Source organism: Ruegeria sp. AM4, assembly GCF_056540665.1.
The window spans coordinates 189,750-197,145 of record NZ_JBQFXD010000008.1; the positions used below are offsets into that span (position 1 = coordinate 189,750).

The following is a 7,396-nucleotide window of genomic DNA, read 5'->3' on the forward strand; positions in this document are numbered from 1 at the left end:
CTAAGTTAATTATACGAAATACTTTAAGTCGTATCCGTAATGGTCAGATCGTTTGGCTATAGTCGGGAAAACTATTGAGGATTTTAGACATGCTTGCCGATCCCAGACCGTGTTTCCTCGATCTTGCTCTGCGCAGCCCCAAGCCCAGATCAACCGGGCTGACGCATGTTCTGGACAAGGGCAGTACCGTTTCTCATACGCGTGATGTCATCCAGCAGGCGGCAAGTCTGATTGACATCTGGAAGTTCGGTTGGGGCATCTCCTACATAGATCCCAATGTGCGCACGAAAGTCGCCGAATTGCGCGAGGCCGGAATCAAAACCTGTACCGGCGGCACCTTGATGGAGATTTCACGGCTACAGGGTCAAGTCGGTCCGATGTTGCGTTTCGCGGCTGAGGTCGGTTTCGATTGCGTCGAAATCTCGGATGGCGCGTCTGAAATTCCTGTCGCCGAAAAGCAGGAGATGATCTCACGCGCGCGCGACGCCGGTTTCGAAGTACTGGCAGAGGTCGGCAGCAAGGACCCAAGCCAAACTGCGGATGCGGAAGATTGGATTGCCGAGATCGAGGGCGATCTTGCAGCGGGTGCTAGCTGGGTTGTGGCCGAGGGTCGTGAAAGTGGGACCGTCGGCCTGTATCAATCCGATGGCAGCGCACGGTGCACTTTGATCGAGGCATTGATGGACAGCCCTTATGCGGACAAGCTAATTTTCGAGGCTCCACGTCGGGATCAGCAGGTTTTGTTGATCAAGCATTTCGGGTCCGAGGTAAGTCTGGGCAACATTCAATTGGACGAAGTGCTGGGCTTAGAGACTCTGCGGCTTGGCCTGCGCGCGGATACCATGGAGACTCAGCAGCTTGAAAAGGCCAGCGCGGATGTTCGACTTTGACGCCTCGGCCCTCAATATCGTTCCAAACAGATATCGAACGGTGGCGCTGTCTACCGATCTCGAATGTCTGGATGCCGACTGGCTGATCCCCCACTTTACCGGCCGCGAGGCGTATATGCGCACGCGTTTCATTGTCGCCAGATGTGGGCAAGAGACCGCGCTGCTTGAGGTTGATCGCGCAAACGACACCGACCTCTTTTCCCCTATCACGGCTGTTCGCATGTTGGCTGAACCTCGGGACTGTGTCTACGTTACCGACGATCTTGCGGATGCGGGCATTCCTTCTCATCTGGCGGCTGTGGCCGAACGGTTCCCGGGGCAGAAATGCGTTGTGATCGAGGGTCGGTATTCGCATGTCAGTTTTATTCTGAATCCCGAACCCATTCGGTTGACCGTTTTGGACATCGTCCCGCCCTTTCCATCGAAGTTGGTGGATCAGGTGAAGCGGGTATTGGATGCGGCCGAAAACCTGCCCCCAATCGTGGTTGTCCCGGTCCTGACTGACAGCCGGGATGTTCTGGCGGACGAGCGACACCCAGCCCCAAAGCAATTGCTGGTCCCGTGCCGAGGGTCAGGCATTGAAGTGGACAATGCAGCTGTTTCGTATCTGGACGAACGCCCGCCCGAAAAGGACTGGGTGCTGTTGGGCTGCGAGCGATCGGATCAGATCCACAGCTGGTTTTACAACAAGCCTCCTGATCTGGTGGATACATGCCCTAGAAAATTCCTGTCGCAGTTTTCGCAATCTGACGGGCCGGTTCTGACGCGGTGTTGCCAGCTGCAAGAAGGGATCGAGGATCGCACGGATGCGGTTTTCGTGCCCTGGGGCGCATCGCTTGATGAAGTCCGCGAAGCGATCGAATTGATCGTCGAACAGACGGGGGTCGCATGGTCGCACATATGATCGATTCCGAAATCTTCGGGCACCAGTGGTCAACTGCCGAGGCGCGCGAGATTTTTGACGAACCGGCGCGCGTTCGCCGCTGGGTGCAGGTCATTGTCGCTTTGGCACGTGCGCAGGCAGAATGTGGGATCATACCCTCGGAAGTGCAGCCGGTAATCGAAGATCTGGCACGCATCGACTTACCAGTTTCGGATATTGCGGCACAAACGCGTGCGACTTCGCATTCAACATTGGGCATGATCCATGTCCTGCGTGATCATTTGCCCGAAGAGGCCAAGGAATACGTCTATTACGGCACGACTGTGCAGGACATTACTGACACCGCACAGGTGTTGGAGATGCTGGCCGTCGCCCGCCTGATCTGGCGCGATCTCTGGGTGGTCGAGGGGCTGTTGCTGGCGCTGGCTGAACAGCATCGTACAACGCCGATGGTCGGACGTACTCACGGGCAGCCGGGCTCTCCGATCACTTTTGGATTGAAGGCGGCCGTTTGGGTCGATGAAATCGGTCGTCACCTTCAGCGGCTGAAGCAGGCCCAAAGCCGCCTTTTTGTGGCGCAATTGGGTGGTGCGGTTGGGTCGCTGGGCTTTTTTCGCGAACAGGCGATGCCGCTCAGGGCGCGGTTTTGCGCTGAACTGAACCTTGGTGAGCCCGACGTTAGCTGGATCAACGCCCGCGATCGCTGTTGCGAGTTTGCGCATTTATTGGCGATGAGCACAGCGACGCTGGCCAAGATTGCCAACGAGACCTTTACCTTGCAGCGCAAGGAAATTGGTGAATTGGCCGAACGGACCAACCCCAACACGGTCGGCAGCATCACCATGCCGCACAAGCGCAACCCGGAATCCAGTGAACAGATCGTGGCGCTGTCGAAGCTGGTGCGCGCTAACGCAAGCGTGTTGGCAGAAACCATGTTGCAGGAAAACGAGCGTGATGCCCGGTCGTGGAAGGTTGAATGGGCGGTCTTTCCGGAACTTTGCCATTACAGCCTTGCAGCGGCAGCTATGACACGAGATCTGGTCGATGGGCTTGAAGTGAACGTCGATGCGATGCGCAGCAACCTGTTACAGGAATCCGCCTCGGAAGGTGTGCTGTCGGCGCTGTCGGAGAAGCTGGGCAAACACAAAGCGCAAGCGGCGCTGCAGGACGCATATCGCAAGGTTCGTGAGGAAGGCGTCACGATTCCCGAGGCTCTTTCGGACCTGGTCGAAGGGTTCGAACCCGTCAACGATCCAAAGATTGAGACCGGCGCGTCGGCCCAGATGGTGGACCGGGTCTTGGCCCGCGCATCCGACCGGCGCAACGCCGAAAGTGAAGCGCTGTTTTGATCAGCCGGACCACCCCAAGGAAAAGTAATACAGGAGGCTCCCATGACCATTGAGGATGTAAAACCGGGATCGCAACGTTTGGCAGGGCCATCCGCCTCTGGCCCTGCGCAAGAGCTGATCGACGCGGGGTTTGCATGGGAAATTGCCGATGCGCCAGTTCTGCACCATGGGTTGAATATCGCGGATCTGGGTCATGTCTTGGACCTGATGCATCGTCAGATCATCCCTGATGATGCCGCCCAAAAGCTGTTGCGCGTACTGTTAGAAGCGCATGAAACGCCCGTTGAAGACTTTCCCTACAATGCCGCATATGGCGAGCCTTACAATTCGCGCGAGCGGCATTTTGTATCGCAGATCGGAGATGCCGCGGGATGGCTTCACGCGGGCCGCCCTCGGCGCGAGGCGGCGCGTGTTGCGCTGCGGGTCGAGATGCGGCGCCTGACTGCGGAACTGATCCGGGCCGTCAGTGCATTCGCAGAAACAACCGCCACGTTTGCGCGGGATCACCGAGACGTCCTGATGGCGGATCAGACCTATCTGCAACAGGCGCAGCCCTCGACCTTTGGGCACTATCTGTTGGCCTTCGCCCCGCCCGCCCTGCGGGACGGCGAGCGGATGCTGACATGTCTTTCGCAAATCAACCAGAGCCCGGGGGGCGCGGGATGCGTGAACGGTACGCAACTTTTGGATGACCGCTCGTATATCGCCGAATTGATGGGCTTCGACGGGATCATCGACCACACGCGGGACGCCATGTGGCAAACGGATACTTTCATTGATGTCCTGTCCTCGGCTGTCAGCGCCTTGTCGAATCAATCGAAACTGGCCGAAGATCTTGAGATCTGGTCCAGTCAGGAGTTTGACTATGTGGATCTGGCGGGCCCCTTTACCCGGTCTTCGGTTCTGATGCCGCAAAAGCGCAACCCCTATTCCCTTTCGATCGTGCGCGGCGGCGGTGGCGTTCTGATCGGACGGCTCAGCGGATTTCTTGCGGTGGTCAAAAGCCCCTCTGCGCGCAGTGACAACTTGATTTTTGCCTATGGCGAAGTACCACGCGCGCTCGAGTTTTCGGCCCGGATCAGCGACCTGATGACGGGTGTTGTCGGGACACTGACCGTCAACCGCGAGCGTATGTGGACCCTGTTGGAAAACAGTTTCTGCCAAGCGACCGATCTTGCAGAACACATCATGCTGACACACAAGCTGGATTACCGGATGGCCTATAACATCGTAGGTGAAGCTGTGCGAACGGCCAGCCGAGCTGGGTTGCGCGGGGTGGATATCACGCCCCAGCACATATCGGATGCCGCGCAAAAGGTGGCCAACATCTCTCTGACGCCGGATGAGCGGACGCTGAAACAGGCGCTTGACCCACGCAATATCGTTGCCACGCGAACTGCACCGGGCGGAGCCGCGCCCGAGGTTGTCTTGAAAATGGCCGAGCAAAACCGGGACGCTGCAAAGAGACTGAGTCGCAGCGCCGAGGATGCACTTCAACGATTCTCGGAAGCTGAGGAAGCATTGCTGGTAAAGGCGAGAGCAGCCATTAACAATGGTGAATAATTAAGCCTCAATTTTTCTTTGGACTTTATCCGGGCACGAGGGGGAAGTAGGCCCGCTTCCTCTTGTTTCGGGGCAGTTGATTCAATTCGCGGGCGTGTCCATACGTGGGCCGAATAAATTCATAACAGCCAGTAAATAAACATAAAATAATTCATTCAATTTTCACTGATCAAAATTTGCCGGCGCAGACGCACTGAGCCAATGGGTCGAATCCGCGCCTGAATTCAGAAAATCTTATCCGCTCAATTCGAAAAGGAAAGTAAACAGAACGCTTGACGGATAGTTTATGTATTTCTACGATACGAAACATCAACACTTGATGATAAAACGTTCGATGGGGGAGAATTCCGTGAAAATTGTGATGATCGGTGGCGGGCCGGGTGGCCTTGGAGCAGCCGGAGCAGCCAAGGGGACGGACCCCAACGCAGAAACCATCGTCTACACTCAGTTTGAGGATGTCGCCTATAGCCCCTGTGGCATCCCATTCGTTCACGGCAAAGAGATCGATTCCTTCGACCGGCTGTTCCTTGCGACCAAGGAACAGTACATGGAGCAAGGTATCGACGTTCACTATGAAACAACCGTGAACGCGATCGATCGCACGAACAAGCGCATCAACGTCGCCGGCGAAGGCGACATTAGTTACGACAAGCTGATCCTTTGCTCGGGCTGGCGCTACAAAGAGCTGGGCATCCCTGGGCAGGACCTCGGAGGCATCTACCGCGTCAAGAACATCCGCAGCGCGATGGATTGGGACAAGTTCCTAGACAATGTAAAAACGGCGGTTGTCGTCGAATGTGGTCCGATTGCAGTAGAGATGGTCTCGGCCATGGTGCACCGCGGTATCAAGACGACGCTGGTTGATCCGAACCCGTGGCCGATGTCCGACGTGGTCGATCCCGATATCATCGAGCCGGTCCGCAAAGACTGGGAAGAGGCAGGCGTCGATATGCGCTGGGGCGAGCGGGTTACAGCGTTCCGCGGCGACAAGAACGTCACGCATGTCGAAACCACCTTCGGCGACGTTCAAGCCGATATCGTCATTCTGGGGACGCCCAAAGTCCCCAATAACGATCTTGCCACTGCAGCAGGACTTCAAATTGGCAGCACCGGCGGGATCGTCATAGATTCCCGAGGTCAGACTTCGGACCCGGATATCTATGCCGCCGGAGATTGCGCCGAAATCGTACACGGCGTCACCAACCTGCCATTGCAGGGGCTGACTGGCAGCCACGCCTATGCGCAAGGCAAGGTTGCTGGTGTAAACGCCGCCGGCGGTGAGCGTATCTACCAGCCGGTGCATGTTCCCTGGGGCATGTTGGCAGGTGAGTGGATGATCGGCGGATTTTCCTTTGGCGAAACCTCGGCCACGGCAGTCGGAATGGACTATGTCTGTGGCAAAACCACAGGCATCACCCGGGCGCGGTATTACCCCGGCGTACGACCGATAACGGTCAAGCTTTTGGTAGACCCCAAAACGCGTGGGTTGCTGGGTGCGCAGATGGTTGGCGGCGAAGGCGTCAAGGAACGCGCAGATTTTCTGGGTGTGGCCTCTCGGGCCGGTCTGACAATCGATGCTCTGGCAACGATGGAAAACGTTTACTCGCCCGCTATTGGCGCATTGAACGAGCCCATCCAGATCGCCGCCGCAGATGCGGTTATGAAGCTGGACGGAAAGGTCTGAGGCGATGGCGTTTTCCCAATGGCTCAGAGAAAACTCCGAGCATTACCTTCTGTGCGATGCGCAAGACAAAATGGCGCGCAGGACCGGAATGAACCCACCCAACAAGCCCCGGGGGCTAAAGGACAGGTTCTGGCGACAGCTGGTTATCCCGATCTATCACATGATGCCCTGGACCATGAAGAAATGGTTCATGGACGTCATTCCCGGCAGCCACAAACGGCATTGGCCGCGTAAGAACTTTCGATCCAAACAATAGGATTCAACAGGTTCAGCAAGGGGCGCAGCCTCTTGGAACAATCAAGGTAAACACCACTGCAACAAGGGAGTTGAAATGCCTCAAACTGTTAAAATCGACCCGCCCAAAGAAGGTGACATCCTTTTTGACGTCGAAGAAAAGATCTTTCCGGATCACAAGGCGAACGAAGGCGACAAAGCCTATGTATTCATGCACACCGTTCCGTTCGAAGGATCGGTCGGACTGGTGAATATGCTGACGGCCACCCGGCTGCAGCGTAAAGGTTTCGAACTGACCTTCATTCTGTACGGACCTGGCGTTCTGATGGCGTCGGCCGCACGCGGCTATCCGGCCGTTGGCAATGAAGGTTTCCCGGGCAACCTGGGCTACAACCGCCAGCTCAAGACGTTGATCGACGAGGGCGCCAAGGTCTATGCCTGCCGCTTTGCGATGGGCGCGCTTTACGGGATGCGCGAAGACGATCTGATCCCGGGCGTCAAGGCCTTCAATCCTCTGGACGTTCTGGACGCCAACATTCAAGCGTATCGCGAACGTGCGCTTGTATTCTCGACCTGGACGCTTTGATTCAGATCGCAAAAACACTGGCTGGGTGTTTGGTCTCCCCCCTACACCCAGCTGATCCTGCTTGGTTTCGAAACTCGATTACCAGCCAGTTTTTGTCTTCAAGCAGCTGGTCGAAAGATGGTTCTTTCGGTTTTGTCCGAGGGATGAAAAGGGAATACGGTGCGACCTCGAGTGTCAAATCCGTGACTGCCCCCGCAACTGTAAGCG

Annotated in this window: 7 protein-coding genes and 1 riboswitch; all 7 genes read left to right on the forward strand. The window is 56.6% G+C overall.

Features of this window, described 5'->3' with window-relative positions; genetic code table 11:
- Window positions 1–89: 89 nt before the first annotated feature.
- The 7 genes from ACR0JA_RS15960 to ACR0JA_RS15990 all read left to right on the forward strand — a co-directional run bounded on the left by ACR0JA_RS15960 (window position 90) and on the right by ACR0JA_RS15990 (window position 7,189).
- Window positions 90–890, forward strand: coding sequence for a phosphosulfolactate synthase (locus ACR0JA_RS15960; RefSeq protein ID WP_480576899.1), 801 nt, complete (start codon window positions 90–92; stop codon window positions 888–890).
- A complete protein-coding gene (locus ACR0JA_RS15965) occupies window positions 877–1,794 on the forward strand; it encodes an XcbA family protein (protein WP_480576902.1) in 918 nt (305 codons plus the stop codon). The genes ACR0JA_RS15960 and ACR0JA_RS15965 overlap by 14 nt, the downstream gene beginning before the upstream one ends.
- Window positions 1,791–3,122, forward strand: coding sequence for a class-II fumarase/aspartase family protein (locus tag ACR0JA_RS15970; protein WP_480576905.1), 1,332 nt, complete (start codon window positions 1,791–1,793; stop codon window positions 3,120–3,122). The genes ACR0JA_RS15965 and ACR0JA_RS15970 overlap by 4 nt, the downstream gene beginning before the upstream one ends.
- A gap of 42 nt (window positions 3,123–3,164) precedes the next feature.
- Window positions 3,165–4,685 carry a lyase family protein gene (locus ACR0JA_RS15975; RefSeq protein ID WP_480576908.1) on the forward strand — a complete coding sequence of 507 codons (1,521 nt, stop codon included), beginning with the start codon at window positions 3,165–3,167 and terminating at the stop codon, window positions 4,683–4,685.
- A gap of 349 nt (window positions 4,686–5,034) precedes the next feature.
- Complete coding sequence (locus ACR0JA_RS15980; protein ID WP_480576911.1) at window positions 5,035–6,369, forward strand: FAD-dependent oxidoreductase; 1,335 nt, start codon at window positions 5,035–5,037, stop codon at window positions 6,367–6,369.
- Window positions 6,370–6,373: 4 nt separating this feature from the next.
- The gene (locus tag ACR0JA_RS15985) at window positions 6,374–6,625 is read left to right on the forward strand and encodes a hypothetical protein (protein WP_480576914.1); all 252 of its coding nucleotides are present in this window, start codon (window positions 6,374–6,376) and stop codon (window positions 6,623–6,625) included.
- A 75-nt stretch (window positions 6,626–6,700) separates the two neighbouring features.
- Window positions 6,701–7,189 (forward strand): MSMEG_0572/Sll0783 family nitrogen starvation response protein, encoded by a 489-nt coding sequence (locus ACR0JA_RS15990; RefSeq protein ID WP_480576917.1) that lies wholly within the window; start codon window positions 6,701–6,703, stop codon window positions 7,187–7,189.
- A 101-nt stretch (window positions 7,190–7,290) separates the two neighbouring features.
- Window positions 7,291–7,396: riboswitch (cobalamin riboswitch) on the forward strand. This riboswitch is flagged as partial in the annotation.